We start from the raw sequence: 26,385 nt of genomic DNA, 5'->3' as shown, positions 1-26,385 counted from the left end.
CCGGGGAAGGCCCCTGCCGAGCATGGTTCGGCACTACACATAGAAAATCTGCTGCACTGCGGATTCCGTACGGGACCGAATGCGGTTACATTCGGCCCCGTAACAGCGCCGCCGGCAGCTGACCAAACCCACCCTGGGAGGGGACACATGCGTACGACTTTCAAAACCCTGTTGCTGGCCCTGCCGCTGCTGGCCGCCGGCTTCTCCGCCAGCGCCAGTGACAGCGCAGCGGGCCGCTGGCGCACCATCGATGACGAAACCGGCCGGGTGAAGTCCATCGTCGAGATCACCCAGGCCGCCAATGGCACCCTCAGCGGCAAGGTGCTGCAGGTACTGCAGTCCGAGCAGGGCCCACATCCGGTCTGCAACAAATGTGAAGGAACCAACAAGGGCAAGCCGATCGAAGGTATGACCATCCTCTGGAATGTCCGTCCGGACGGCGCCAACAAGTGGGCCAACGGCACCATCCTGGACCCGGCCAAGGGCAAGACCTACAGCTCCAAGGTTGCCCTGGTGGACAACGGCCGCAAGCTGGATGTCTCCGGCTGCATCGCCTTCATCTGCCGCACCCAGACCTGGCTGCGCGACCAGTAAGCCGCTCAAAGCCTTTGCTTGAAGCCCCTCTCCCGTTCACGGGAGAGGGGTTGGGGTGAGGGTAAGGCGCAAATTTGCTATTCGTTTCGTCGGTTCGCCTTGGCGCCCGTACCCTCATCCGCCCCTTCGGGGCACCTTCTCCCGCAGGGAGAAGGGAATCTGCAGCCCCGGCCTCCGGGGCTGCTTCTTTTCAGCCATGCGATAATCCCCGGTCCCCTGCCGCAAATCATCGCCATGACCCGCAACGCCCTAGTCACCAATGCCCTGCCCTACGCCAACGGCCCGCTGCACCTCGGCCACCTGGTGGGTTACATCCAAGCCGACATCTGGGTGCGTGCGCGGCGAATGATGGGCGAGAAGGTCTGGTACGTCTGTGCCGATGACACCCACGGCACGCCGATCATGCTGGCCGCGGAAAAGGCCGGGGTGACCCCGGAAACATTCATCGCCAACATCCAAGCAGGCCATGAGCGCGATTTCGCCGCCTTTGGCGTGGATTTTGACCACTACGACTCGACCAACTCGGCCACCAACCGCGAGCTGACCGAGGCGCTGTACGCCAAACTCGACGCCGCCGGCCATATCAGCCGTCGCTCGGTAGCGCAGTTCTACGACCCGGCCAAGGGCATGTTCCTGCCCGACCGCTACATCAAGGGCACCTGCCCGAACTGCAAGTCGCCCGACCAATACGGCGACAACTGCGAAGTCTGTGGCGCCACCTATGGCCCGACCGACCTGATCGAGCCGAAGTCGGTGGTGTCCGGCGCCACCCCGGAAATGCGCGATTCGGAGCATTACTTCTTCGAAGTCGGCCGCTTCCAGGACTTCCTGCGCGAATGGCTGGCCGGCGACGTGGCCCTGCCCGGCGTCAAGGCCAAGCTGGCCGAGTGGCTGGATGCCGAGGGCGGCCTGCGCGCGTGGGACATCTCGCGTGACGCGCCCTACTTCGGCTTCGAGATCCCCGGCGCACCGGGCAAGTACTTCTACGTGTGGCTGGACGCACCGATCGGCTACCTGTCCAGCTTCAAGAACCTGTGTGCCAGGACCGGCGACGACTTCGACGCCGTGCTCGCCGCCGACAGCAATACCGAGCTGCATCACTTCCTCGGCAAGGACATCGTCAACTTCCACGGCCTGTTCTGGCCGGCGGTGCTGAAAGGCAGCGGCCTGCGCACGCCGACCAAGCTGCACGTCAACGGTTACCTGACCGTGGACGGCGCCAAGATGAGCAAGTCGCGCGGCACCTTCATCATGGCCCGCACCTACCTGGATGCCGGCTTGGCACCGGAAGCACTGCGCTATTACTTCGCCGCCAAGTCCTCCGGTGGCGTCGACGATCTGGATCTGAACCTGAGCGACTTCACCGCCCGCGTGAACGCCGATCTGGTTGGCAAGTTCGTCAACCTGGCCAGCCGCTGCGCCGGTTTCATCGCCAAGCGCTTCGACGGCAAGCTGGCCAACGCGCTGCCGGACCAGGCCCAGTACGATCGTTTCATCGCTGCGCTGGCGCCGATTCGTGAGGCCTACGAGCGTAACGACGCGGCCGCCGCCATCCGCCTGACCATGGCGCTGGCCGATGAAGCCAACAAGTACATCGACGACACGAAGCCGTGGGTGATTGCCAAGCAGGAAGGCGCCGATGCCGAACTGCAGGCGGTCTGCACCCAGGGCTTGAACCTGTTCCGCGTGCTGGTCACCGCGCTCAAGCCGGTGCTGCCGGCCACGGCACTGCAGGCCGAGAGCTTCCTCAACGCCCCGGTCCATGGCTGGGACGACATCACCGCCCCGCTGACCGCACACAGCATCGCCGCCTACGTGGCGCTGTTCACCCGTATCGACCCAAAGATGATTGACGCAATGACCGACGCTTCCAAGGACACCCTCACCGCCCAGCCCGCCGCCGAGGCCAAGCCGGCCAAGGCAGAAAAGCCCGCCAAGGTCGAAGTGAAGACCGAAGCGAAGGCCGAAGGTGAAGCTTCCGCGTACATCGGCATTGATGATTTCGCCAAGCTCGACCTGCGCATCGGCAAGGTGCTGGAATGCGGCTTCGTTGAAGGCTCGGACAAGCTGCTGCGCTTCCTGCTGGATGCCGGCGACCTTGGCCAGCGTCAGATATTCTCCGGCATCCGCGGCAGCTATGCCGAGCCGGAAGTGCTGGTCGGCCGCAACGTGGTGTTCATCGCCAACCTGGCCCCGCGCAAGATGCGCTTCGGCCTGAGCGAAGGCATGATCCTGTCGGCCGGTTTCGACGGCGGCGCACTGGCGCTGCTGGATGCCGACGGCGGCGCACTGCCGGGCATGCCGGTTCGCTGATGGCCGCGGGTGCGCTCTCCGGGCGCACCCTTCCCGAACGGAGTGGACCATGCAGCTAGCCCTCTTCGACTTCGACCACACCATCACCGTCTGTGACACCTACAGCCGGTTCCTGCGTCGTGTGGCCACGCCGGAACAGCGCGCGCAGGGGTGGTGGCGGGTTGGGCCGTGGGTATTGGCGTATCGGCTGAAGCTGATCTCGGCCGAGCGCGTGCGTCGTCGTGTCACCGCCCAGGTCTTCACCGGCCGCCATGCCGGTGAAGTCAGCCAGATGGCACGCGACTATGCGCGCGAGCACCTGCCCGGCATGGTGCGTCCGGAGATGCTGGAGCAGATCCAGTGGCACAAGGCGCAGGGCCACACCGTGGCGGTCGTGTCCGGTTCGCTCGACCTGTACCTGCAGCACTGGTGCGAACAACTGGGCCTGCAGATGATCTGCAACCGGCTCGAAGTGCAGGACAGCCGCTTCACCGGTCGCTACGCCGAGGGCGACTGTGGCGCGCGCAAGGTGACCTTGATCCGCCAGCGCTTCGACCTGGGCACTTACCAACGCATCCACGCCTATGGCGACAGCAGCGAAGACAAAGCCATGCTGGCACTGGCACACGAGCGCTGGTATCGCGGCAAATGCTTGACCTGAGCCCCACTCCCGCCAGGAGAGGGGTTGAGGTGAGAGCAAACAGCAGGACTCTCCAATGAATACCCAACCCTCATCAGACGCTGCACGCCCCCCACTCCCGCAGGGAGAAGGAAGGGCCGCGCTGGTCGAACGCATCGATCGGCTGCTGCCGCAGACCCAGTGTGGGCAATGCGGTTATGACGGCTGCCGCCCTTATGCCGAAGCCATGGCCGCTGGCAATGCCGGAATTGATCACTGCCCGCCGGGTGGCGACGCTGGCGCGCGCGCACTGGCTCATCTGTTGGGTGTTCCGGCCCTTCCCTACGACCGCAGCCGTGGCGAGCACAAACCGGCGCGGGTCGCGGTGATCGTCGAAGCCGACTGCATCGGCTGCACCAAGTGCATCCAGGCCTGCCCCGTCGATGCCATCGTCGGCGGCGCCAAATACATGCATACCGTACTGGCCGACCTGTGCACCGGCTGCGAGCTGTGCATCCCGCCCTGCCCGGTGGATTGCATCGAGCTGCAGGCTGTCGCGCCCCCTGCTGTTGTAGGAGCGGCGTAAGCCGCGAAACTCGTACAGACCCAGCAGATAGCAATTCCGATCTCTGGGATCAAACCGAACAAGCGCAACTGTTCCGGATCATGTTGAACGCTGCGACTCAAGCATTGCCAGCTTCGCGGCTTACGCCGCTCCTACAAACAGCTGCAGTGCTCCCTCAATACTCATCATCTTCGCCTTTCGGCGGCAATGGCGGCACGGTGTACTGTCGTCCGTGCGCCTGACAATCCGCAATCACGGCCTCCGCATCGGCTCGCACTATCGCGCGCGTGCCCAGCGGATAGCGGTTGTCCTCGACCAGATCGGTGCGAAGGTCGGTAACCGGTGAGAACGACGCAGATACGGCATAGCGCTCCTCCGAGGTAGCCAGCGCATCACCGCCCCACCAGCGGATCAACCATTGCGCGTTGTCCCAGATCAGCACCGTTTCCAACGTGCCGCGGTCGAGCAGGTAGCCAACCGCGCAGAAGCGGTTGGGGACGCTGCGGTCACCATGGCGCCGTACCGTGTTGCGCAGCTCCGCCTCCATCAGCTTGAACTGCGGGTACTCCAAGGGCTCGATGCGCTGCACCGGCGCTTGCGCGTAGATCAGCTTCGACAGCGGCGCCTGTGCTGCCACCGACACACTGGCGGCCATGCCTGCCAGAACACAACACAGCGCGAACAACAGACGGCTTTTCATTCCTTTCCCTTGCCTCCCTGCAAAGACATCACCAGCCTCAAGGCCGGATCTGCCTGGATGCGATCACACCCAGGGCAGACCAGCGGTAGATGCAGTCCGCTTACGGCACAGCCGCAGTGATCACGATCTCGATCTTCCATTCCGGATTGGCCAGCTTGGCCTGTACGGTGGCGCGCGACGGCGTTGCGCCCTGCGGCACCCACTTGTCCCAGGCTTCGTTCATGCCGGCGAAGTCGGCTAGGTCGGCCAGGAAGATCTCGGCGCGCAGGATCTTGGTCTTGTCGGTCGGGGCCAGACGCAGCAGATCGTCGATGGCCTGCAGTACCTGCTCGGTCTGGCCAACGATATCGGCGCTGGTATCTTCCGGCACCTGCCCGGCCAGATAGGCCACACCGTTGTGGATGGTCATTTCCGACATGCGCGGGCCGGTATCGAAGCGCTGGATCATCAGGGTGACTCCGTGTTGTGGATGTAGCCGCCATTGTGACGGCAAGTGGAAGTTTCAGGCGTTTCTTTGCGTGAACGACGCCACGATACGAGCGCCACCAACAGCAGCCAGCCCACCACGACCGCAATCACCAGCTTCTGCCCCAGGCCACGCGGGCTGCCACGCCACAGCACATGCAGCCACAGCCCGGCGAAGGCCAGCCATGCCCAGCCCCAGGTCAGCCAATACAGTCGACGCCAATGCGCGTCACGGCCGAAGCACCAGGCCTGCAGCAGCATCGCCACGGTCACGCACAGGAAGGCGGTCTGGGCCGCCAGACCATGAATCAACGGCGCCAGCAATGGTGCGAACTGCGGCAGCCAGCTGTCGCCTATCGCCACCGTCGCCAAACCAAGCCCGGCCACGGCGAACAGACTGGGCGGCAAGCCGCGCCGTGCGCTGCCATGCGCTTGCCGATACAGCATCAGGCCAAGCACGGCGATGGCCAGCGCCAGCAGGCAATAGACGCTGCGCAGTACAAGTCCATAGGGGCCGTGCAGATACAGACTGAGGGTGGCGCGCACCCAGTCCAGGTCATCACGCGCAAACTGCAGAGCAATGGCAACAACCAGGAACACCAACAAGGCCAACACCACGGCCAAGGCCAGCGCTGGCGATTGCCGAGATCCCCTGTGCGACCCAATGTCCATGCCCACTCCCCGCCGTTCGAGCTGCCAAGTCTAGTGCGCCCGTGGGCGGTCCGCTGACTGAAGGCGGTGAAAATGCTGCGCTGCGCGCATGCAGCCATCATCACGCAAGGGGGCTAGTCTTATGCGTCCGCGCCGCACCAGCGCATAGCTCCCTCCCGTCTGCATGACCGCGTCGTCCACGTCTTCGGAACCTTCCATGCCGGGTTGGCGGCGTGTTGCCGCCATCCTCGTCACCCTCGCCATCATGGCAATGGCGCTGCATGCCTTGGCCGCTGAGTTCAGCGACCACGGTTACCACCAGATCCGTGCCGCGGTACGCGGTCTCTCGTGGTCGCAACTGGGCTTGGCAACGTTGTTGGGCATGGCCAGCTATGCCTGCCTGGTCGGCTTCGATGCGATCGGCCTGAGGCGCGCCAAACACCCCTTGCCCGCTGCACGTGTCGGCATCACCGCCTTCCTGGCCCACGCCGCCGGGCAGACCCTGGGGTTTGCCGCACTGACGGGTGGCGCCATCCGCGTGCGCAGCTACGGCCGTGCCGGACTCAGCCTTGCCGAGATAGGCCAGGTGGTGCTGATGAGCACCTTGGGCTTTGTGTTCGGTGCCTGGCTGCTGCTTGGCCTGGCCTTGTTGCTGGAACCCGGTGCCGCCGCGCTGGCATTGCCGATCTCGGACACGGCGGTGCATGTGCTGGGCATCGGCATGCTGGCCGGTTTCGCCGCGATGCTGCTGTTGGTCGGCCGCCACGGCCGCAGCATCGGTTGGGGCACGCACCGGATGTGGATTCCCGACCGGCGCACGGTGCTGGAAGTCACCGCGCTGAGCGTGGTCGAGCTGAGCCTGGCCTCGGCCGCGTTCTACGTGCTGCTGCCGGCGCAGGCCGAGGTCGGCTTCATCGGTTTCGTCGGCCTGTATCTGGTCGCGGTGGTGGCCGGGCTGGTGTCCACCGTGCCCGCCGGCTTGGGCGTGTTCGAGTGGAGCCTGCTCAAGCTGCTGCCACAGGTTGCGCCGGCCGCAGTCCTCGCCGCCGCCGTGGCCTATCGCATCACCTATTACCTGCTGCCGTTGTTCCTGTCCGCGTTGCTCGCCGCTCTGGCCAGCGTTCGTCGCCCGCTGCGCAGCGGTGCCGGCACGGCGTGGTCGGTACTCCGGCCATGGCTGCCGCAACTTATCGCACTGGCCGTGTTTGCGGCCGGCGCACTGCTGCTGATCGACGGTACCCTGCCGGTGCCCCATCAGCGGGTGTTGCCAGCTTCGCTGCCGATCGTGGAGACCTCGCACCTGCTTGGCAGCCTGGGCGGTGTGTTGCTGCTGCTGATCGGGCAAGGCCTGCAACGGCGCAGCCACGCCGCGTGGATGCTGGCACTCGCGCTGTGCATTGCCCTGCCGCTGCCGGCCTGGTTGCGTGGCGGCCATCTGACGGTGGCCCTGATCTTGCCGCTGGTGGCGGTGGCGCTGTGGGCGGCACGACGCGAGTTCTACCGCGAAGGCGCGCTGCTGGACGAAGCATGGTCGTGGCCATGGCTGCGCAATGTCGCACTGGTACTGGTGGCGACGGTGTGGCTGCTGTTCTTCGTCTACAGCCACGTCGAGTACCAGAACGAGCTGTGGTGGCAGTTCGCCACCTCCGGCAATGCGCCACGTGCGCTACGCGCCTTGCTGCTGGTCTGCATCGCGCTGATCGTGTTCGGGTTGGCGCGCCTGTTGCACAGCACCCGCAGCCCGCTGCCCTTGCCGGATGCAGCAACACTTGAGCGACTGCGCCCGGTGCTTGCCTTGGCGCAGGACACCCAGGCCTGCGTGGCGATGACCGGCGACAAGGCGATCCTGCGCAGCGAGGCCGGCGATGGCTTCGTGATGCTGCAGCGTTACGGCGGCTCGCTGGTGGCGATGGGTGATCCGGTGGGGCCGCCGCAGGTGGCGGCGGCCTTGATCTGGCGCTTCCGTGAAGAAGCCGACCGGCTTGGCCTGCGGCCGGTGTTCTACCAGACCAGCGAGAAGTACTGGCAGCACTATCTCGATCTTGGCCTGACCCTGGTAAAGCTGGGCGAAGAAGCGATGGTGCCGTTGCAGGATTTCAGCCTGGCCGGCAGCGAGCGCGCGGACCTGCGCCAGGCCTGGAACAAGGGCAAGCGCGGCGGTCTCAGCTTCCGGCTTGCTGCCGCCAGCGAGGTGCCCGCATTGTTGGGCGAGTTGGCGGAGATCTCGGATGCATGGCTGGATGAAAAAGCCGGCGAAGAGAAAGGCTTTTCGCTGGGCAGCTTCGAGCCGGGCTATATGAGCCGTTTCCCGCTGGCGCTGGTCGAAGCGGAAGGGCGCATCGTCGCCTTCGCCAATATCTGGCAGGCACCGGCCGGGCATGAGCTGTCGGTTGACCTGATGCGGCATCGCCCGGATGCACCCAAGGGCACGATGGACTTCCTGTTCATCGAGTTGTTCCTGTGGGGCGCCGCCAATGGCTATACCCGCTTCTCGCTGGGCATGGCGCCGTTGACCGGCCTGGCCCAGCATCGACTGGCCGGCCGCTGGAACCGATTCGCCAACCTGGTCGCGCGTCATGGTGAGCGCTTCTATGGCTTCAGCGGACTGCGCCGCTTCAAGTCCAAGTTCGCACCGGAGTGGCGCCCGCGTTATCTGGCCGCGCCTGGTGGTGTGCATCTGCCAGCGGCGTTGCTGGATGTGACCCGGTTGATATCACTGGATCCGAGTAGAAAATAGTCATCTGCTTTTTGTAGGAGCGGCGTCAGCCGCGAAGCCGGTGACCTGAGACAGCACCGGCTTCGCGGCTGACGCCGCTCCTACAAAACAGCTACGGCTGCTGCAGTTGCTGCAGTTGCTGCAGGATTACCTTGGCCAGGCCTTCGTAATCGCCTTCAAAATGATGATCGCCAGGCAGCTTGATCAACTGCGCGCTTCCCGCAGGCAACTTCGGGCACAGTGCATCATCGTCGTCGGCGCCATAGATGCACAGCGTGCGATCGGCGGCCATGCGGCGTACTTCAGGCGCGATCGGCAGGCCGTCATCGCCGCCGCTGGAGATCCAGTTGCTGACATGGAATTCATAGTCGGCACGCTCGCCCATCGACATCAGCGCGCTCATGCGCAGCATCTGCGCGGTGGCTGGCGGTAGCTTGTTGATGGCCGCAGGCAGCACATCCGCGCCCTGCGAGAAACCGATCAACAGCAGCTTCGGTCGCTGCCAGTGGTTGGCGTAATAGCGGGCGATGCGGTCCAGGTCCGCCGCAAACCCCGCCGGGGTACGTTCGCTCCAGAAGTACCGCAGCGAGTCCACGCCGACCACAGGAATACCTGCCTGTGCCAACGCACCCGCCACCTCCTTGTCCAAACCGGCCCAGCCACCATCACCGGAGACGAACACCGCGAAGGTATCGCCCTGCCCGCTGGCTGGCACTTCCACCAGCGGCAGGCCGTCCAGATCCTGCGGCACCGCAGGCAGGCTGACGCCGTGCTGCGCACCCAGTACCCGGGCCGCGGCGACTTCGCCGGGTATGGCACTGCCAGCGTGGGTTCGCGCGAACTCGCGCGCCAAGGGCACGCCAGCGACGAAGGCCACTACAGCCGCCCCGGGACAGGCAAGGCCCTTGCCTGCAGCTGCGTTCAACCAAGGAAAGCGCAACGGCTGTGGCAACAGCGCGCGGCCATTGATGGCATCGCCGCAGGTCATCCTCGCATTGCGCAGCTGCGGGCAGAAGCCTTCGGTCAGCAAACCAGCGAATACATCCGGTTCGGCCTGGGTGGCCACCGCATACGCCAATGCCGCGCCGGCACCATCACCGCCAAGGATCGGCAAGCGATAGGTGGGCACGTGGTAATACGCCTGCACGTAGCGCGAAAAATTCTCCACATCGCCTGCCGAGAAGCCGCACTTGCCCCCTTCCTTGGCGAGCACCTGATAGAGATGGCGGGTGTCGATGTCGACCACCATCGCCCCGTCATCGCGCAAGGCCTGCAGCCGCGCCAGATGCCCAGTAGAGGCCCCGCCATCACCGAACCACAGCACCACGCGTTGCGCCGGCCCACTGGGCAGCAGCACCGGCACCTGTTCGAATCGGCCATGGCTGACCTGCTCCGCCGCAATGGCAGGCATCGCCAGCAGGCCCAGCACCAACACCCCCATCCCCCACATCACACGTGCCATGTACAGGTCTCGATAACGGTGCCGCAAAGCCTACGCCCATGACAGGCGGAAAGATGTCGAAAGCGCCGACTCAGGGCTGCGCTTCGGGGTGGCGTGCAATCCATTCGGCCAACCTCTGCCGGTAAAGCAGCAGCTCGTCGGTATACAGATCCAGCACGCAGAGCGGGCAGCCGCTGCCACAGCACTCGTTCGGACCCGGTGCTTCCGGCGGTTGCGGGCGCGGATCGGGGTCTGGAGTTGCAGGAACTTGGGCAGGTATTTCGTTCATTACAGCGGCCGGTTCGGCCCTATCAGCAGCAGGACAACCCGCATTTTAGCCAAAGCGCCGACTCAGGCCGTGACTCTGCGCAGATTGGCCCGCGCCGCCGCATCGTAGCGTTCATGGAAGAAATCGCTGAAGAAGATACGCGGCTGCGCCAGCACCTTTTTCAGGAAACGCCGCCGGTTGAGCCGGAACAAGAAGCCCGGCACCTTGCCCCGATACTCCTCGGCAATGCCAAGGTCATAGGCATCAAACACCGCATCCGGCGCCCCCAGGATCGCCATGTCGCTGTCCAGGAACAGTGCGGCATCCGCATCCAGCCCGTCCCCGCTCAGGCTGCCATGACGCGCTGTCAGTTCGATCAGCTCGATCACCCGTGCCACATCCACTTCGGCATCCGGTAGCCAACGTTCAATACCGGACGCGGCAAGCTGCGCCGAACGTGCTTCGTTGTCGCCACGCCCCGCCTCGTAGATCGCATCGTGATAAAGCACCGCGAGCAATACTTCCAGCGGCTGCCGCCAGCCCGGGCCAGCGGCGACATCGCGGTAGTGCTGCAGCACCGCCTGCACATGACCGAAGTTGTGATACGCGCGCGGCGGCTGAGCGTAAGCGGTTTTCAGCTCGGCCAGCAGCGGCGGCGGCAGGGTCTGCAGCAGGTCGTTCATGCCTGCATCTTGTCACGAAGTGGCGGAACACGCGTGGCGGCAATCCAACGCAGGATTCCGCCGGAAGGCGTTTGCGCTACTCATGCCACGCCGCGCTCAGCCCAGTTGCCAGCGGCCTTCGATCTGGTAACGGCCCTGGCCGAGGAAACTGCGCACCAGCACGAATTCGCGCACAAACCAGCGCAGCGGCTGTACCGGCTGGATCGGCAGACGACGGCGGTCGTACAACAGGGTCATATGCGGGGTGAAACGCGGGTCCAGCTTGCCACCCACGCCCTGCAGGCAGCGCGCCAGCTCCTCATGCAGGCCGTTCAACAACTCGGCACCGTACTCGCTGCGCAGCACGAAGGGGTTTTTCACGCTGCCGGCAAAGCTGCCCACCTGATCAAAGCAGACCTCGAACTCGGGCATGCGCACCCGCGCTGCCGCTTGCCGCACCTTGGGCAGCAGGCTCGGAGGCAGGCCGGCGTAGTCACCCAAGTGATGCAGGGTGACGTGCAAGCGCTCCGGCGCCAACGGATGCCCGAGAAGGCCATGTTCCTCGCGCAGGCCACCGGCCAACTCGGCAACCCGCTCCGCCGTGAGCGCATCAGGCATCACCGCGAAGAACAGGCGTTCGGTTGGAATGTCGCTGCCCAGGCCCAGGGTCATCTGGGCCTCGGTGGAGGAAAGCTGCTTCGTCATGGTCTGGTATCGAAAGCCGGCCGCCGTACCCGCTCCGTTGCGGCGGCCACTACTGTCTTGGGCCGCGGATACTAGCAGACCGCGCCGGTCGCGGCCCGGCCATGGCGAAAATTTCACCACCACCCGCCGAGCCAAGCCACACAAGGGCTGCCAATGGTTATCCACATGTTTGCACAGGGCTGGTCCACACCCGCTGTGGATTTGTCCCCTGCCTGCTTCCATCCCCCCGCAACAGGCCTACACTGGGCAGGCCGCAGCAAACTCCGGGTGATCGCCATGATCGGTTGGAATGCATTGGTCCTGCTCGCCGCCAGCAGTGTGGCCTGGGCCGCGCCACCGCCGCCCTCCCCGCCCCCCACACCGGAACAGGTGATGGCGATCCCGCCGGAAGTGCGGACACTGCTGCAGGAACGGGTACTCAGAGCAGCCAACTCCCCGGAGCAGCGCCTGCACCGGCTGGTTGAGCTGGTATTCCGCCCTGAAGGGCTGGGTCTGGCTTACGACACCGAGGCCACGCTCACTGTGGCCCAGACCTGGCAGCAACGGCGTGCCAATTGCCTGTCCTTCACCCTGCTGTTCGTCGCCCTGGCCCGTGAGATTGGCCTGGAGGCGCGCATGCAGGAGGTTGGCCAGGTGGTGTCCTGGTATGAAGACCAGGGCCTGATCTTCAACGCCGGCCACGTCAATGTCGGAATGCGCGTTGATGGTCGCCAGGCCACCCTGGATCTGGACAGCAACGTGCTGTACGACCGCCGCGGCCCGCAACAGATCAGTGACCGCCGCGCGCTCGCGCATTTCTACAACAACCGTGGTGCCGAGCAGTTGGCTGCGCTCGATTACGTCGGTGCACGGGCCTATTTCGACGCGGCATTGCGGATGGATCCGCGGTTTGTACCGGCGTGGAGCAACCTTGGTGTACTTGAGTCGCGCGAGGACGACCTCGACGCCGCCGCCAAAGACCTGGATACAGCGCTGTCCATCAACCGTTTCCACGCCCCGGCGCTGCACAATGCCGCCAAGCTTTACCAGCGTATGGGCGATACCCGGCGCGTGGCCCAGATGCGGTCGCGCCTGGAACAGGTAAGCAAGCGTGATCCGTTCTACCAGTTCATGCAGGGCAACAACGCCGAGCGCGACGGCTACTACGACTTGGCCGCGTACTACTACCGTGAAGCAGTACGGCTATATGGCAATGCCCATCAATTCCACTTCGGCCTGGCCCGCGCCTACTTTCTGGGCGGCAACAACCGGTTGGCGATGAAGGAAATGAAACGCGCCCGCGACCTCGGCGGCAACCCGATGCGGGCGGTCTACCAGAGCAAGCTGGACGGAATCCGCAGGCTGGAAGCGCGCCACGCGGCGCGCTGAACGCACACCGCGGGCGGCTGCGACGCGAGCTGGCTCAGGCCTTGCGCAGGAAGCAGGTCTTCAACACCAGACCCTTGATCTTTTCCGAGTTGCCCTCGATATGCTCGGCGTCGTCCTCGACCAGACGGATATTGCGGATCACCGTGCCCTGCTTGAGTGGGATGGACGATCCCTTGACCTTCAGGTCCTTGATCACGGTGACCGTGTCGCCAGCCGCCAGCACATTGCCGTTGCTGTCGCGCACCACCAGCGTGGATTCGGCCGCTTCACCGGCGGTCCATTCGTGGCCGCAATCGGCGCAGATCCACAGCGCGCCGTCGGCATAGACGTTTTCCAGCGAACATTGCGGGCAGGAAGTAACAGACATGGGGGACTCCCGTACATTGATTAACCATCCATTGTAGCCGTTCAGCTCACAGCCGCTCCCGGCAGCAACCGGGCACGCAGCAGGAACCGGACCGCACGCACGCCCATCTCCACTCGCGACAAGCCACGATTCGCTACCCGTTGGGCTGGGCCGACCGTCCGGCCAGCGCGGTGAGCATCTTCATTCAGGTGGCGCGGACGCCGGAAAATCGTGACGCGATTCGTGGTAACGCAGCCCTCGCATCCGCGAACAGCCATTCACAAGCCGCATGTGAAGCCTGTCGCGCGGCGGCGTAGTAAAGTGCGCGGCCGATTCAGCAGCAAGACGCGCAGCCATCATGAAACTCGGCATCGATTTTGGCACCAGCAACTCGGCCGCCGCCGCCCATATCGACGGCAAGGTGGTCCCGGTCAGCTTTGGTGAGGCCCAGCAGTTCCGCACCACGGTGTACTTCCCCGAGGTGATGCGCGACCCCAACGACTTTGAACTGACCCCGGTACTGGAAGCACAGGTCGAAGACCTGATCGAATCCGGCCGCCGTGACGCCCGCGCGGTCGGCAACACGCGCAGCCATGAGCAGCTGCGCAGTGACGCCATCCGCGTGGTGCGCCGGCAGTGGATGGAAGAACGCATCCGCGAACCGCGCAGCTCCACCACCCTGCTGCAGAACGCGGTCTATGGCGACGAGGCGCTGGAAGCCTATTTCGAGGAGAACGAAGGTAACCTGGTGCAGAGCCCGAAGTCGATGCTGGGCTACAACCTGCATCCGCGTGCCAAGCAGACCATCACCGGCATCGCCACCCATATCCTCGAACACATCCGCCTGACCGCTTCTCGCCAGCTGCAGCGCAACGTGCGCAGTGCCCTGCTTGGTCGACCGGTGCAGTTCCGCAGTTCGATCGGCGCGGCCGGCAATGACCAGGCCCTGGATATCCTGCGCAGCGCCGCAATGGCCGCAGGCTTCGACGAAGTGGATTTCCTCGAAGAACCCGCTGCTGCGGCCATGCACTACCACGCAGTCAGCGCCGATCGCCACGAAGCAGTGATCGTCGACGTTGGCGGCGGTACCACCGATATCGCCCATGCCAGCGTTGGTGGCAACGCGGCGCCGCAGATCCATCGCGCCTGGGGTATCGCCCGTGGCGGTACCGACATCGACCTTGCGCTGAGCCTGGCCGGCTACATGCCACTGTTCGGCCGCGGCATCACCCGCGTGCCTGCACACCACTATGTGGAGGCCGCGATGGTGCAGGACATGACCCGCCAGCGTGATTTCCGCCAGCACAACTACGACGCGGTGGAACTTCCCTATGGCCTGCGCCTGCAAGCGCTGCAGGACACCGGCAATACCGCGCGCCTGTACCGCGCGGTGGAACACTGCAAGATCGCCCTGAGCAGCCAGCCCAGCCACCACAGCATGCTGGATTTCATCGAGGCGGGACTGTCGGTGGACATCGATGCACCACATCTGACCACGGCTGCCGGTGGCTATCTTGGCGAGCTGGAAGCGCTGTTGCAGCAGGTACGTAGCGATATCGGCCACGACCCGGCGGCGGTGTTCCTGACCGGCGGCATGTCGCGCGCCGGCTACATCCAACGGGCCGCAGCCGCCGCCTTCCCGACTGCGAAGCTGGTGCACGGTGACCCATCGTTCGGCGTGGTGCAGGGCTTGGCGTTGGCAGCAACAACGGATGGCGCTGCTGCAGGTTTGTAGGAGCGGCGTAAGCCGCGAGGCTGGGGATCCAGAAGCACAAAAGCGTTACCCCTCCCCAGCCCTCCCCTTTGCTGCGCAAAAGGGAGGGGGCAAAAGCGTTACCCCTGCCCGGCCCTCCCCTTTGCTGCGCAAAAGGGAGGGAGTGAATCAACGATCCAGACTCACCCGCACGCCGCCGGAATGCGACTGGATGGAGATATCGCCATCGCCACCGCCAATCCGTGCATCCAGGTTCTTGCCCGGCCCATAGCGCGGGGTCTGCACCTGGCCGACGTCGGAGCGGATGCTGCCGCTGAAGGTGCTGACCTTCAGCTGCGCCGACGTGCTGGCCGGCAAGCTCAGTGAAACCGAGCCGCTCACCGTCTCCAGATTGACCCGGCCGCCCGGCTGCAGGCCCGCACTGCGCACGCCAAGGCTGCCGGATACCGACTCGGCGCTGAGCCGCTGTACCTTGGCCAGGTCCAGGGTGATGCCGCCCGACACGCTGTTGGCCGAGACCTCACCGCCACTGCCACCGGCCGCATTGATGCCACCGCTGACCGTCCGGGTCTCCAGCCGCGAGGTCTGCAACTGCGAGCGGATCGCGCCGCTGACCGTGGTCAATTCCGCCTCACCAGCGCGTCCATTGGCAGTGATGCTGCCGCTGACGGTACTGCTCTGCAGACGACGCAGGTCAACATCAGCCACATCCACGCCCGCACTGACGGTACTGGTCTGCAACTGCGCAGCGCGCGGCACCCGCAGTTCCAGCACCGCACCACGACTGCTGCGGCTGTTCTGCGGGTAGACCACCTTCAACGCCACGCGATTGGCGCTGCTTTCCACGTCAAGCCGCTGGCCCTCGCCGAGCGAGCCGGTCAGCTGTACTTCGTTGCGGTCCCAGCCGCGCACGGTGACCGAGCCGGCCACATTGCTCAGTTCCACGCGGCCGCCGCTGGACAAGGGCAGGTTGCGATTGACCGCAGTCTGCGCGAATGCGCTGGTCAATGGGGCCAACAGCAGTGCGGTGGCGATCAGATGGCGCATGCAAGCTTTCATCGGGTGCTCCTTCAAGTCGAAAGTCCGGTCGGGTTGACGCCCTTGCGGGTGAGTTCAAGCCGCAGCGCGTAGGTGCGCTGCAACTGGCCAAGTAGAAAATCGGCGTCGGGGCTCTGCGCGATGGCGCTGCGGATGCTGCCCGCGCTTTCATCCAGTTCACGCAGCGCCGGCTGCAGCTCGGCGGCAACCTCGTCCTGCGGAATCGTCGCCATCGCCTGCCGGTACTGGTAGGTGATGGTGTTGGCCTGATGCTGCAATGACGATTCCTCGGCGGCGACGGATGCCGCAGGCTGCTGCGGCAACAACAGCATGCTGGCCACGCCAACCAGCGCAACGACCACCGCAGCAGCGGCATAACGTGGCCAGTGACGATGTGCTCTGCGCCGCGCCGGCACGGCGTTCACTGATATGGCGGAAGCAGCAACTGCCGGCTCGGTACGCGGGCTCTGCTCCAGTTCCGCGGCGATGCGCTGCCACACCGTCGCCGGAGGTACCCGTTCGCCTGGCAGTCCACGCAAGCGCTGCGCCAATGCATCATCGTGATCGTTTTCGTAGTGATTCATCATGATTCTCCAAGCCGCGTGCGCAACAAACTGCGTGCACGATGCAACTGGGCCTTGGAACTGCCGACAGCCATCTGCAGTTCCACGGCGATTTCCTGGTGTTTCCAGCCTTCAATGTCATGCAGCACCAGCACCGCGCGGGCGCGTGGCGGCAAGGTCAGCAACGCACGCTCCAGGTCCATGCCGGTGGCGTGGCAGCGGGGGGTGTCGGCCATTTCGGCCAATAGATCCATCCCGGATTCGCCTATATCCAGCGATTCAAACGTTGTCGCGCGCAGCTCCATCAGCGCCGTGTTCACGGCCAGGCGATGCAGCCACGTGGCCAACGCACTCTCGAAGCGGAACTGCGGCAGCTTGCGCCAGGCCTGGATGAAGGTCTCCTGCAGCACATCCTCGGCACGCGCCGCGTTGCCGCCGCACAAGCGCCACAGCAGTGCGTACAGCCGCGGCGAGTGGCGCCGGTAGATCCGTTCATAGGCGCGGGTGTCGCCATCCGCGGCGGCACGGGCCAGCACGGCGTCGTCGACGACGGGCGATGAGGGGGCGGTGGCGGTCACGGTGGCGTTGAGCATATCCATTGGATGCGGCGGGCAGCAAAAAGGTTTAAAGCCGACGCGATTCTTTGCCGAAGCGGCCCACAGCAGCGTAGCGACTGGCAGCAATGGCCGCGCTGGCCGACAATCGGCGCTCGTCAAACCGTTGCGATCCCATGTTGCGTATCCCCGCTGTCCTGCTTTGCGCCGCCCTCGCCTTGGCCGGTTGCACCAGCGCTCCCGCCCCCATCAATACCCCGTCAGCCGCGGCCCGCATGCCGGAGCAGGCGCTGGCCCCGGTGATCTTGATTTCCATCGATGGCTTCCGCAATGACTATCTGGAGCGTGGCCTGACCCCGACGCTGAGCACGATGGTGGCCGCTGGCGCACGCGCCGAATACATGCGCCCGTCGTATCCCTCGATCACCTTCCCCAATCACTACACACTGATCACCGGCCTGCGCCCGGACCACCACGGGGTGATCGCCAACTTCATGACCGACCCGGCCATTCCCGACGTGCGCTTCAGCATGTTCGACCCGGCCACGGTCCGCGACGAGCGCTGGTGGGACGACGGCAAGCCGCTGTGGACCAGCGTGCGCGAACAGGGTGGACGCGCAGCGGCGATGTTCTGGGTCGGCTCGGAAGCGCCGGTGCATGGCGCACGTCCCGAGTTCTGGCGGCCGTTCGACATCAAGGTGAGCTCGCAGCAGCGCGTGCAGCAGGTACTGGAATGGCTGGCACTACCTGCCGCGCAACGCCCCCACTTCATCACCCTGTACTTCGACAAGGTCGACACGCAAGGCCATCGCTACGGCCCGGATTCCGCCGAACTGAACAGTGCCTTGGGCGAAGTGGACAGCGCGATTGGCGAGCTGTTGGCGGGTGTCCGTGCCCAGGGTCTGCAGCAACAGGTCAACATCGTGGTCACCTCCGACCACGGCATGACCGCTACCAGCCCAGCCAGGCAGATCTTCCTGGATGACATCGTCGATGTGAGCAAGCTGGACTTTGGCTGGACCGGCGCCTACGCCTCGTTCAACGCCCTGCCCGGCGGCGAGATGGCCGCCCAACAACTGCTGGCCGGCAGCCACCCGCATATCCAGTGCATGATCCGTGAGCAGATCCCGGCGCGCTTCGAATATGGCCACCACCGCCGCGTGCCCGCCTACATCTGCACCGCCGAGCTTGGCTGGCAGGTCACCACCCGCCAGGCCGAAAAGCGCAAAGGCCACGAGCTGCTGGGTGAGCATGGCTACGACAATGCCCTGCCGGACATGTATTCCCCATTCATCGGCTATGGGCCGGCGTTCGCGCCAGGCGTGACCATCGCCCCCATCGACAATGTCGATGTCTATCCATTGCTGGCCCGCCTGTTGAACATCACCCCGGCCAACAATGACGGCAATCCCCGCCATACCGACGCCGCGCTGAAGCACTGACGTACCGCAAGGAATCCGCATGAAGCACTACCTCCCCGCCTCGATGCAGCAATGGATTGAACCCATCAACACCGGCCTGAGCATCCTGCTGATCCTGGTCGTGGCCTGGCTGCTGCGCCTGCTGACCCGGCGCCTGCTGGCCCGGCTTGGGCGCCATTACACGCTGCCGGCGCAGATCGAGATGGCGATCCGGCGGCTGTCCAATTTCGTCATCGGCACGGTGGCCCTGGTCGCCATCCTGCAGGCCCTTCACGTACAGGCCAGTGTGCTGTGGACGGCCTTCACCGGCTTTGCCGCGGTGGGCGCGGTAGCGTTCTTCGCCGCCTGGAGCGTGCTGTCCAACATCTTCTGCACCTTCCTGATCTTCACCACCCGGCCGTTCCGTCTGGGTGACCAGATCGAGCTGCTGGAGAACGGCGAGAAGCCCGGCCTGAAGGGCGTGGTCACCGATATCAACCTGATCTACACCACGCTGCATGAGGTCGGTGGCCCGGTCGATGGCACCTTGATACAGATTCCCAACAGCCTGTTCTTCCAGCGCGGCCTGCGCCGTTGGCGTGGTGGCGATTCCAGTACGGTCAGCCTGCAGGGAGACGGCTGAGGAAGCCGGAACAGCAGCGAGCAACACCCGAGCATTGGCTCCGTGATCCCCGCCAAGGCGGGGATTGCCTTGGCTCCGGCCCACAGCGTTCCGCTCGCGTCCATGTCAGCCGTGCGAAAATCGCCGTCATTGAGCGACCGGCCCGGTCGCAAGCCCGCACGCAATGTCCGCCACTCCCGATACCTCATGCCCTGCCCCGCAGGCAGGCGACGCTTTTGCCGTTGCCGAACGCCACGACCAACGCTCCGACCGCCAACGCTGGCTCAGCGTCATCGCCTTGGCCCTGGCAGCCTTCATCTTCAATACCAGTGAGTTCGTCCCGGTCGGCCTGCTCAGCGACATCGGTGCCGACTTCGGCAAGCCGATCGAGCATGTCGGGCTGATGCTGACCATCTACGCCTGGGTAGTCGCACTGACCTCGCTGCCGTGCATGCTGCTGACCCGCAACATGGACCGCCGCAAGCTGCTGCTGGGCGTGTTCGCATTGTTCATCGCCAGCCATGTGCTGTCCGGCGTGGCCTGGAGCTACCCGGTGCTGATGGCCAGCCGCGTTGGCATTGCGCTGGCGCATGCGGTGTTCTGGTCGATCACCGCCTCGCTGGCGGTGCGCGTGGCGCCACAGGACAAGCGTCCGCAGGCTCTGGGCCTGCTCGCCACCGGCACGTCGGTGGCGATGGTGCTGGGCATTCCGCTGGGTCGCATCGTCGGTGAGTTGCTGGGCTGGCGCATCACCTTCATGGCCATCGGTGGCGTCGCATTGCTGGTGATGCTGGTGCTGGCACGGCTGCTGCCGGCCCTGCCCAGCCAGAACAGCGGCTCGGCCAGCAGCATCCCGCTGCTATTGCGTCGGCCTGCCCTGATGGCCTTGTACCTGCTGGTGATGGTGGTGGTCTCCGCCCAGTTCACCGGTTACAGCTACATCGAACCGTTCGTGCAGAAGATCGGCGGCTTCGATGCACACGTGACCACGCTGGTGCTGCTGCTGTTCGGCGGCATGGGCTTCATCGGCAGCGTGCTGTTCTCGCGCTATGGCCTGCGCTGGCCGCGTGGTTTCCTGCTGGGCGCGATCGGCACCCTGGCTGCCAGCCTGTTGCTGCTGCGCAGCGGCCTGCACAGCAGCTGGCTGCTGTATGCGCTGGCTTCGATGTGGGGCGTGGCGATGATCAGCTTCGCGCTGTCGATGCAGTCCAAGGTGCTGAACCTGGCCTCCGACGCCACCGATGTGGCGATGGCCTTGTTCTCCGGCATCTTCAACATCGGCATTGGCGCCGGCGCGTTGATCGGCAGCCAGGTCAGCCTGCAGCTGGGCATGCAACACATTGGGCTTGTGGGCGGCCTGATCGCCACGGCTGGCTGGCTGTGGTGCCTGTTCGCGATGCTGCGCTGGAGCAGCAGCTTCCGTCTGGGCGGCGCAACGCACTGAGCTGCCGCAGCACAAAGGTTTACAGCGTGGCGGCTGCAGGTATGCTTCCGTCCACGCCGCTGCTTCCGGGGGCGCGCTACGGGGGAAGTACGTGGATCAGGACATCACTTTGCGTGACGCCAACCTCGCCGATGCAGAGGCGCTGAGCGCGCTGGTCACCCCGTTGGCGCGACACCTCATGGACGCCGACAGCGGTGCCAGCGCACACGCTTTCCTGGCCTCGCTGACTCCTGCCAGCTTCGCTGATCGGCTGGTCGACAAGGAGTTCGCGCACTACGTGATTGAAGATGCAGGTGCACTTGTCGGCATGATCGCGATGCGCGGCGACAGCCACATCCATCACCTGTTCGTGAGCCGCAGCAGCCGCCAGCGTGGCATCGCGCGACGGCTCTGGGAGCATGCACTGCGCATACACGGCCGCCGCGAGTACACGGTCAACTCGTCCGAGATCGCAGTGCCGGTGTATGAGCGCTTTGGCTTTGTCAGCAAGGCTGCGCCGCAGACGGTCAAGGGTGTGCGCTTTGTGTTGATGGAGCGACCGCGATTGGTGCCGCGCGTTGTGCAGAAGCAGTACTTGAACGCCGTGCTGCCCGGACCGGGAAAAAGCTGAGGCTTTGGGCTTTGGGCTTTGGGCTTTGGGCTTTTGCTTTTTTTGCCGTCATCCTCGCGAAGGCGGGGATCGCCCCGGCTCTGGCTCCAGCCTTGGCCTTCGGCATTGATTCGGACCGGAATTGCCGCGTAACTCCAAAGCGCAAGCAAATGCAGAGCGATCCCCGCCTTCGCGAGGATGACGAGCAGGAGCAGGGCTAAAACGACAGCCAAAGCCGCAAACCACAGCGACGACCACAACAGGCACAACCACAGCCATCGTTCCTAGCGCAGCTGACTGTCCTTGCTGCCGCGCCGGTTATAGCCGGCAAACGCCTCGTCCTCGTCCTGCGCCTGCTGGCAGGCAATGCACAACCTCACGCCGGGCACGGCCTTGCGCCGTGCTTCTGGAATCGGCGCATCACATTCTTCGCAATGTTCCAGCCCCGGTCCGCTGGGCATGCGGCTGCGCGCACGCTTGATCGCGTCCTCGACGGTGGCATCAATCTGATCCTGAACGGCGGTATCACCCGCCCAACCGGTAGCCATGTCCTGCCTCCACGTACAGCAACACAGGCAAACTGCCGCCTCCATGGACACAATTCAAGGGCTGGCGGTCAGACGTACAGCTGCCTGAACAGGATCCGCCAGCATATTGCTACCCGCTCACTGCCGGCGCCGGCCCGCGCCAAGCCGCGCGAACCAACCTCTCACCACATCAGGTCGTCTGGCACCTGGAACTGGGCGTAGTAGGCGTCATCCTCGGCGTTGCCGGTGGAAATCGGCGTGTCCGCACTCTGGCCGTGGTCGAGCACGATCAGGCTGGCCTCACGCTCGCGTACTTTCTCCGCCGCCATGCGCGGCAGCAACTCGAAGCTGTCACCGTGCCGGGCGATCACCAACGCGCCATTGGCCAGCTGGGTACGCAGCGCCTCGGTGACCAGCATCGTGCGGATCACTGCGCCGTCGTTGAAACGGTATTCCAGCTCGCCGGCGCGGGGCAGCTTGCGGTCGGCGATGATCTGCCGGGCCTGCGCGCGCAGTTCGTCGGCGCGCCGCTGGGCGTTGTGCTCGGCGGCCAGTTGGCGGTCTTTCTCGGCCTTTTCGGCACGGGCGCGATCGGCCTCGCGCTGGCTTTCGGTCGCGTTGACCGGACCTTTGCCGTGACGCGCCTTGACCTGCTCACGCGCCACCTGCGAGACCTGCGATTTCTTCACCAGGCCAGCCTTGAGCAGCTGTTCCTGCAGTGGATTACCCTTTGCCATCGTCGTTGTTCATGGTTCTGTTGCCGAGGCTGCCATCATAGCGGCCTGCCCGGTCCCGCCCAAATGCCCATGCTTCCGCTGAAATACCTGAATGGCTATCCCGAACACCTGCAGCAGCGCGCCCGCGAGCTGCTGGACGCGGGCAAGCTGGGCGAGGCCGTCCGCAAGCGCTACGCCGAGCCCAATCCGGTGCGCAACGACCGCCAGCTCTACGACTATGTGCAGGCCATCAAGGAGCGCCACCTGCGCCAATCGGTGCCGCTGGGCAAGGTGCTGTATGACGGCAAGCTGCAGGTGGTGAAACACGCGCTGGGCACGCATACCGCCATTTCCCGCAACCATGGCGGCAAGCTCAAGGCCAGCCGCGAGATCCGCATTGCCAGCGTGTTCCGCGAGGCCCCGGCCGAGTTCCTGCGGATGATCGTGGTGCATGAGCTGGCGCATATCAAAGAAGCCGACCACAACAAGGCCTTCTACCAGCTGTGCCTGCACATGGAGCCGGATTACCACCAGCTGGAGTTCGACCTGCGCCTGTACCTGACCGCCTTGGAACATGAACCCAGCTGAGCCGATCATCGCCCCGGCCTCGCCACAGCGCTACACTCCCCGCCCTTCGTAGAACCCATAGCCGCCATGAACACCCCGATCCGTCTCGACAAGCGCGTTGCCGCGCAGCTGCAGTGCTCGCGCTCGCAGGCCCAGCAGTACATCGAAGGCGGCTGGATCAGCGTCAATGGCGTGGTCGTGGAAACCCCGCAGACCATGGTCAGCGAGGAAATCATCACCCTGGCCGCCGAAGGCAGCACCGAAGCCGCTGAAGCCGCCACCTTCCTGATCAACAAGCCGGCCGGCTGTACCGCAGAACAATTGTTCGCGCTGCTGGCAGACGACAACCGCTTTGCCGACGACGCCTCCGGCATCCGTTCGCTGCGCCGTCACTTCCAGCGCCTGGACTACCTGATGCCGCTGGATGATGCTGCCAGCGGCCTGGTCGTGCTGACCCAGGATTGGCGCGTGCGCCGCCACCTGCAGGAATCCGGCGCCAGCCTGGAACAGGAGTTCGTGGTCGAGGTCAGTGGCGAACCGACCCCGTGGGCGATGCCCAGGCTCACCCATGGCCTGGTCTACGAAGGCCGCAGCCTGCCGCAGGCCAAGATCAGCTGGCAAAGCGAGCAGCGCCTGCGTTTCGCGATCAAGGACGTGCGCCCGGGCCAATTGCAGTTCATGTGCATCCAGGTTGGCCTCAAGGCCGAACAGATCCGTCGCCTGCGCATCGGCCGCATCGGCCTGAGCAAGATGCCCGAAGGCCAGTGGCGCTACCTGGCAGCCGAGCAGAAGTTCTAGGCCAAGGCCAGCCTGGGCTTTGCAGCAGCGGCAGCGTCCTGCACCTGCAGTTTTGTGGGAGCGGCGTCAGCCGCGAAGCTGGCGATACATCCGGTCACACCAAAAAACGGCATCACACGATGTGCAGTTGCAGGCGATCAGCGCGCGGACGAAGCACTGGCTTCGCGGCTGACGCCGCTCCCACAGCCGCCAGCTGGTTCACAGCAGTCGGATCAGTGCCGCGGCCGTCGCACCCACAATCACCACCAGCAGAAACGGCAGCCGCAGCATCAGGGCGACCGCCGCGGCCAGCAACGCGCCAATGCGCGCATCGAAGGCCAGCCCCTGCCCGGCCGACACGGTGTTCATCGCGGTCAACGAGGCCAGCAGGCCTATCGTCAGGCAGCCGGCAACGCGGTTCATGCGCGGCGACTCCAGCCAGCGCAGTGGCACCAGATAACCAGCGAACTTGATCGCCCACGCGGCAGCGCAGCCCAAGACGATCCACGCCCACAGCGTCATCGTGCCGACTCCTGCTCAACCTTGGTTGCGACGTCGACCTTGGGTGCGACATCAGGCTCCAGCCCCTCGTCCGCCGGACCATGCCCAAACCAGCCCCAAACCGCGGCCACTGCCGCAGCCAGGAGAATCGGCACCCCGGGCGGCACCCACGGCAGCGCCAGCACCGTCACCAAGGCACAGACCACGGCAATCGCCACCGGCTCGCGTGAACGCAGTCGCGGCCACAGCAATCCCAGGAAGGCCGCCACAGCCGCACCATCCAAGCCCCACTGGCGCGGGTCACCCAATGCATCGCCAAGCAATGCGCCGAGCAAGGTGAACAGGTTCCAGCACAGGTAAACGCCCAGCCCCGCTACCCAGAAGCCGCGACGCTGTTCCTGCGGATCGCTCTGGCTTGCCGCAGTGGCGGCCGATTCATCGATGGTGACCTGCGCCGCCAGCGGCTTCAGCCAGCCACGCGGGCGCAACATGCGGTTGGTCTGCGCGCCATACACCGCGTTGCGGATGCCCAGCAAGGTAGCGGCGCCGAACGCCGCCGCGCCTGCACCGCCGGCACCAATCACGCCGATGAAGGCGAACTGCGAGCCACCGGTGAACATCAACAGGCTCAGCGCGGCGGTCTGTGCCACGCTGAAACCCGACGCCACCGCCAACGCACCAAACGAGATGCCATACAGGCCGGTCGCAATCGCTATCGAAACGCCGATGCGTACCGCTGGCGTGATGCGCCCGGCCATGGCCATCAGGCGCGCCCGCGTGCCTGTTCGGCCGCCGCGACAAACACCACGTCGGTGGACGAGTTCAAGGCGGTTTCAGCCGAATCCTGCACCACGCCGACAACGAAACCGACGCCGACTACCTGCATGGCAACTTCATTGGAGATGCCGAACAGGCCACAGGCCAGTGGAATCAGCAACAGCGAGCCACCCGGCACGCCGGAGGCGCCGCAGGCACCAATAGCGGCAACCACGCTGAGCAGCAGCGCGGTCGGCACATCCACCGCGTAGCCCAGGGTATTCACCGCTGCCAGGGTCAACACGGAGATAGTGATCGCCGCGCCGGCCATATTGATGGTCGCGCCCAGTGGCACCGCTACCGAATAGGTGTCCTCATGCAGGCCGAGCTTGCGGCACAGCTCCATGTTGACCGGAATATTGGCCGCCGAGGAACGGGTGAAAAACGCGGTGATACCGCTCTCGCGCAGGCAGCGCAGCACCAGTGGATAGGGGTTGCGGCGGGTCACCACGGCCACGATCAGCGGATTGCCGACGAAGGCCATGAACAACATCGCGCCAATCAGCACCGCCAGCAGATGCAGGTAGTCCTTCAACGCGCCCAGACCGGACTCGGCCAACAACGAAGCAACGATACCGAACACGCCCAATGGCGCCAGCTTGATCACCAACCGCACCACCCAGGTGATGGCATCGGAGAAGTCACTGACCAGGTTGCGCGTGGTCTGGCTGGCGTGGCGCAGGGCCAGACCCAGACCCACCGCCCAGGCCAGCAAACCGATGTAGTTCGCGTTGAGCAGTGCATGCACCGGGTTGTCGACGATCTGCATCAGCAGGGTCTTGAGCACCTCGCCAATGCCGCTCGGCGCGCTCATGGCACTTTCGACCGTCTTCAACGTCAACGTGCTGGGGAACAGGAAGCTGGCTGCCACGCCAACCATGGCCGCGGCCAGGGTGCCGATCATGTACAGCACCAGGATCATCCGGATATGGGTCTTCTGCCCCTGCTGATGATTGGCGATGGAGGCCGTGACCAGCACCAGTACCAGGATCGGTGCAACCGCCTTCAGCGCGGAAATGAATACCGTACCGAGCAGGCCGACAGCGGTGGCAGCGGCAGGCCAAGCCATCGCCAGCACGATGCCGGCGATCAGGCCAATGACAATCTGCAGCACCAGACTGGGCGCTCGGAAGGAGGAAGAACGTTCGGTCATCACAGGGCTCGC

30 protein-coding genes are annotated in these 26,385 nt (G+C 64.9%); 13 read left to right on the top strand and 17 right to left on the bottom strand.

The window, feature by feature from the left end; all coding sequences use genetic code 11:
• Window positions 1-147: 147 nt before the first annotated feature.
• From AC13FW_RS02410 to rnfB, 4 genes are all read left to right on the top strand, one after another.
• Window positions 148-594 (top strand): DUF2147 domain-containing protein, encoded by a 447-nt coding sequence (locus AC13FW_RS02410; protein ID WP_482988081.1) that lies wholly within the window; start codon window positions 148-150, stop codon window positions 592-594.
• Between the two features lie 234 nt (window positions 595-828).
• Entirely contained in the window at window positions 829-2,907 is a 2,079-nt protein-coding gene (metG, locus tag AC13FW_RS02405) for a methionine--tRNA ligase (RefSeq protein ID WP_482988080.1), read from the top strand.
• A 49-nt stretch (window positions 2,908-2,956) separates the two neighbouring features.
• Window positions 2,957-3,547 carry an HAD family hydrolase gene (locus AC13FW_RS02400; protein WP_482988079.1) on the top strand — a complete coding sequence of 197 codons (591 nt, stop codon included), beginning with the start codon at window positions 2,957-2,959 and terminating at the stop codon, window positions 3,545-3,547.
• A 55-nt stretch (window positions 3,548-3,602) separates the two neighbouring features.
• Window positions 3,603-4,091, top strand: a complete 489-nt coding sequence (gene rnfB, locus AC13FW_RS02395; protein ID WP_482988078.1) for an Rnf electron transport complex subunit RnfB — start codon at window positions 3,603-3,605, stop codon at window positions 4,089-4,091.
• Window positions 4,092-4,245: 154 nt separating this feature from the next.
• On the opposite strand, the gene AC13FW_RS02390 is transcribed toward rnfB, so the two are convergent.
• The 3 genes from AC13FW_RS02390 to AC13FW_RS02380 all read right to left on the bottom strand — a co-directional run bounded on the left by AC13FW_RS02390 (window position 4,246) and on the right by AC13FW_RS02380 (window position 5,907).
• On the bottom strand, window positions 4,246-4,770 hold the full coding sequence (locus AC13FW_RS02390) for a hypothetical protein (protein ID WP_482988077.1): 525 nt from the start codon (window positions 4,768-4,770) through the stop codon (window positions 4,246-4,248).
• A 100-nt stretch (window positions 4,771-4,870) separates the two neighbouring features.
• Entirely contained in the window at window positions 4,871-5,218 is a 348-nt protein-coding gene (locus AC13FW_RS02385; protein ID WP_313170746.1) for a RidA family protein, read from the bottom strand.
• Complete coding sequence (locus tag AC13FW_RS02380) at window positions 5,218-5,907, bottom strand: DUF998 domain-containing protein (protein WP_482988076.1); 690 nt, start codon at window positions 5,905-5,907, stop codon at window positions 5,218-5,220. The genes AC13FW_RS02385 and AC13FW_RS02380 overlap by 1 nt, the downstream gene beginning before the upstream one ends.
• Window positions 5,908-6,070: 163 nt before the next feature.
• Between AC13FW_RS02380 and mprF the strand changes: the two genes are divergently transcribed.
• Window positions 6,071-8,623, top strand: coding sequence for a bifunctional lysylphosphatidylglycerol flippase/synthetase MprF (gene mprF / locus AC13FW_RS02375; RefSeq protein ID WP_482988075.1), 2,553 nt, complete (start codon window positions 6,071-6,073; stop codon window positions 8,621-8,623).
• 91 nt (window positions 8,624-8,714) lie between these two features.
• On the opposite strand, the gene AC13FW_RS02370 is transcribed toward mprF, so the two are convergent.
• From AC13FW_RS02370 to thpR, 4 genes are all read right to left on the bottom strand, one after another.
• Window positions 8,715-10,064, bottom strand: coding sequence for a virulence factor family protein (locus AC13FW_RS02370; protein WP_482988074.1), 1,350 nt, complete (start codon window positions 10,062-10,064; stop codon window positions 8,715-8,717).
• Window positions 10,065-10,134: 70 nt separating this feature from the next.
• On the bottom strand, window positions 10,135-10,332 hold the full coding sequence (locus AC13FW_RS02365) for an oxidoreductase-like domain-containing protein (protein WP_296245961.1): 198 nt from the start codon (window positions 10,330-10,332) through the stop codon (window positions 10,135-10,137).
• Between the two features lie 62 nt (window positions 10,333-10,394).
• Window positions 10,395-10,994 (bottom strand): HD domain-containing protein, encoded by a 600-nt coding sequence (locus tag AC13FW_RS02360; RefSeq protein WP_296245960.1) that lies wholly within the window; start codon window positions 10,992-10,994, stop codon window positions 10,395-10,397.
• Between the two features lie 96 nt (window positions 10,995-11,090).
• A complete protein-coding gene (thpR, locus tag AC13FW_RS02355) occupies window positions 11,091-11,678 on the bottom strand; it encodes an RNA 2',3'-cyclic phosphodiesterase (RefSeq protein ID WP_282265419.1) in 588 nt (195 codons plus the stop codon).
• A gap of 276 nt (window positions 11,679-11,954) precedes the next feature.
• Between thpR and AC13FW_RS02350 the strand changes: the two genes are divergently transcribed.
• Window positions 11,955-13,046 (top strand): tetratricopeptide repeat protein, encoded by a 1,092-nt coding sequence (locus AC13FW_RS02350; RefSeq protein ID WP_482988073.1) that lies wholly within the window; start codon window positions 11,955-11,957, stop codon window positions 13,044-13,046.
• Between the two features lie 34 nt (window positions 13,047-13,080).
• Here the strand turns inward: AC13FW_RS02350 and AC13FW_RS02345 are convergent, their stop codons facing one another.
• Window positions 13,081-13,413, bottom strand: a complete 333-nt coding sequence (locus AC13FW_RS02345) for a zinc ribbon domain-containing protein YjdM (RefSeq protein WP_282265415.1) — start codon at window positions 13,411-13,413, stop codon at window positions 13,081-13,083.
• A gap of 337 nt (window positions 13,414-13,750) precedes the next feature.
• Between AC13FW_RS02345 and AC13FW_RS02340 the strand changes: the two genes are divergently transcribed.
• Window positions 13,751-15,127: an Hsp70 family protein gene (locus AC13FW_RS02340; protein ID WP_482988072.1), complete on the top strand. Its 1,377-nt coding sequence runs from the start codon at window positions 13,751-13,753 to the stop codon at window positions 15,125-15,127.
• Between the two features lie 147 nt (window positions 15,128-15,274).
• Here AC13FW_RS02340 and AC13FW_RS02335 read toward each other — a convergent pair whose 3' ends face one another.
• The 4 genes from AC13FW_RS02335 to AC13FW_RS02320 are packed head-to-tail and all read right to left on the bottom strand — an operon-like array spanning window position 15,275 to window position 17,577.
• The gene (locus AC13FW_RS02335; RefSeq protein WP_282265411.1) at window positions 15,275-16,165 is read right to left on the bottom strand and encodes a DUF4097 family beta strand repeat-containing protein; all 891 of its coding nucleotides are present in this window, start codon (window positions 16,163-16,165) and stop codon (window positions 15,275-15,277) included.
• 11 nt (window positions 16,166-16,176) lie between these two features.
• Window positions 16,177-16,728 carry a hypothetical protein gene (locus AC13FW_RS02330; protein ID WP_482988071.1) on the bottom strand — a complete coding sequence of 184 codons (552 nt, stop codon included), beginning with the start codon at window positions 16,726-16,728 and terminating at the stop codon, window positions 16,177-16,179.
• Window positions 16,728-17,300 carry an RNA polymerase sigma factor gene (locus AC13FW_RS02325; protein WP_482988268.1) on the bottom strand — a complete coding sequence of 191 codons (573 nt, stop codon included), beginning with the start codon at window positions 17,298-17,300 and terminating at the stop codon, window positions 16,728-16,730. Before AC13FW_RS02325 ends, AC13FW_RS02330 begins: the two co-directional genes overlap by 1 nt.
• Before the next feature lie 31 nt (window positions 17,301-17,331).
• A complete protein-coding gene (locus AC13FW_RS02320) occupies window positions 17,332-17,577 on the bottom strand; it encodes a hypothetical protein (RefSeq protein WP_482988070.1) in 246 nt (81 codons plus the stop codon).
• On the opposite strand from AC13FW_RS02320, the gene AC13FW_RS02315 reads away from it, so the two are divergent.
• The 4 genes from AC13FW_RS02315 (at window position 17,561) to AC13FW_RS02300 (ending at window position 21,337) form a co-directional block, all read left to right on the top strand.
• Complete coding sequence (locus AC13FW_RS02315; RefSeq protein ID WP_482988069.1) at window positions 17,561-18,703, top strand: alkaline phosphatase family protein; 1,143 nt, start codon at window positions 17,561-17,563, stop codon at window positions 18,701-18,703. The genes AC13FW_RS02320 and AC13FW_RS02315 overlap by 17 nt on opposite strands.
• A gap of 19 nt (window positions 18,704-18,722) precedes the next feature.
• The gene (locus AC13FW_RS02310; RefSeq protein ID WP_482988068.1) at window positions 18,723-19,304 is read left to right on the top strand and encodes a mechanosensitive ion channel domain-containing protein; all 582 of its coding nucleotides are present in this window, start codon (window positions 18,723-18,725) and stop codon (window positions 19,302-19,304) included.
• A 163-nt stretch (window positions 19,305-19,467) separates the two neighbouring features.
• Window positions 19,468-20,727 carry a sugar transporter gene (locus tag AC13FW_RS02305; RefSeq protein WP_482988067.1) on the top strand — a complete coding sequence of 420 codons (1,260 nt, stop codon included), beginning with the start codon at window positions 19,468-19,470 and terminating at the stop codon, window positions 20,725-20,727.
• A 91-nt stretch (window positions 20,728-20,818) separates the two neighbouring features.
• Complete coding sequence (locus tag AC13FW_RS02300) at window positions 20,819-21,337, top strand: GNAT family N-acetyltransferase (RefSeq protein ID WP_482988066.1); 519 nt, start codon at window positions 20,819-20,821, stop codon at window positions 21,335-21,337.
• Window positions 21,338-21,600: 263 nt separating this feature from the next.
• On the opposite strand, the gene AC13FW_RS02295 is transcribed toward AC13FW_RS02300, so the two are convergent.
• Window positions 21,601-21,864, bottom strand: a complete 264-nt coding sequence (locus AC13FW_RS02295) for a DksA/TraR family C4-type zinc finger protein (RefSeq protein ID WP_282265397.1) — start codon at window positions 21,862-21,864, stop codon at window positions 21,601-21,603.
• A 161-nt stretch (window positions 21,865-22,025) separates the two neighbouring features.
• Complete coding sequence (locus AC13FW_RS02290; RefSeq protein ID WP_482988065.1) at window positions 22,026-22,580, bottom strand: DUF2058 domain-containing protein; 555 nt, start codon at window positions 22,578-22,580, stop codon at window positions 22,026-22,028.
• Between the two features lie 69 nt (window positions 22,581-22,649).
• Between AC13FW_RS02290 and AC13FW_RS02285 the strand changes: the two genes are divergently transcribed.
• Complete coding sequence (locus AC13FW_RS02285) at window positions 22,650-23,147, top strand: M48 metallopeptidase family protein (protein WP_482988267.1); 498 nt, start codon at window positions 22,650-22,652, stop codon at window positions 23,145-23,147.
• Between the two features lie 66 nt (window positions 23,148-23,213).
• Window positions 23,214-23,924: an rRNA pseudouridine synthase gene (locus AC13FW_RS02280; RefSeq protein ID WP_482986533.1), complete on the top strand. Its 711-nt coding sequence runs from the start codon at window positions 23,214-23,216 to the stop codon at window positions 23,922-23,924.
• 198 nt (window positions 23,925-24,122) lie between these two features.
• Here AC13FW_RS02280 and AC13FW_RS02275 read toward each other — a convergent pair whose 3' ends face one another.
• The 3 genes from AC13FW_RS02275 to sstT are packed head-to-tail and all read right to left on the bottom strand — an operon-like array spanning window position 24,123 to window position 26,373.
• Window positions 24,123-24,425, bottom strand: a complete 303-nt coding sequence (locus AC13FW_RS02275) for an AzlD domain-containing protein (RefSeq protein ID WP_482986534.1) — start codon at window positions 24,423-24,425, stop codon at window positions 24,123-24,125.
• Window positions 24,422-25,168, bottom strand: coding sequence for an AzlC family ABC transporter permease (locus AC13FW_RS02270; RefSeq protein WP_482988064.1), 747 nt, complete (start codon window positions 25,166-25,168; stop codon window positions 24,422-24,424). Before AC13FW_RS02270 ends, AC13FW_RS02275 begins: the two co-directional genes overlap by 4 nt.
• Window positions 25,168-26,373 carry a serine/threonine transporter SstT gene (sstT, locus tag AC13FW_RS02265; protein WP_482988063.1) on the bottom strand — a complete coding sequence of 402 codons (1,206 nt, stop codon included), beginning with the start codon at window positions 26,371-26,373 and terminating at the stop codon, window positions 25,168-25,170. The genes AC13FW_RS02270 and sstT overlap by 1 nt, the downstream gene beginning before the upstream one ends.
• Window positions 26,374-26,385: the final 12 nt, after the last annotated feature.

This window comes from Stenotrophomonas sp. 21LCFQ19 (assembly GCF_056861425.1).
The sequence above is the reverse complement of the archived record's forward strand: the minus strand, read 5'-3'. Positions and strand labels throughout refer to the sequence as shown.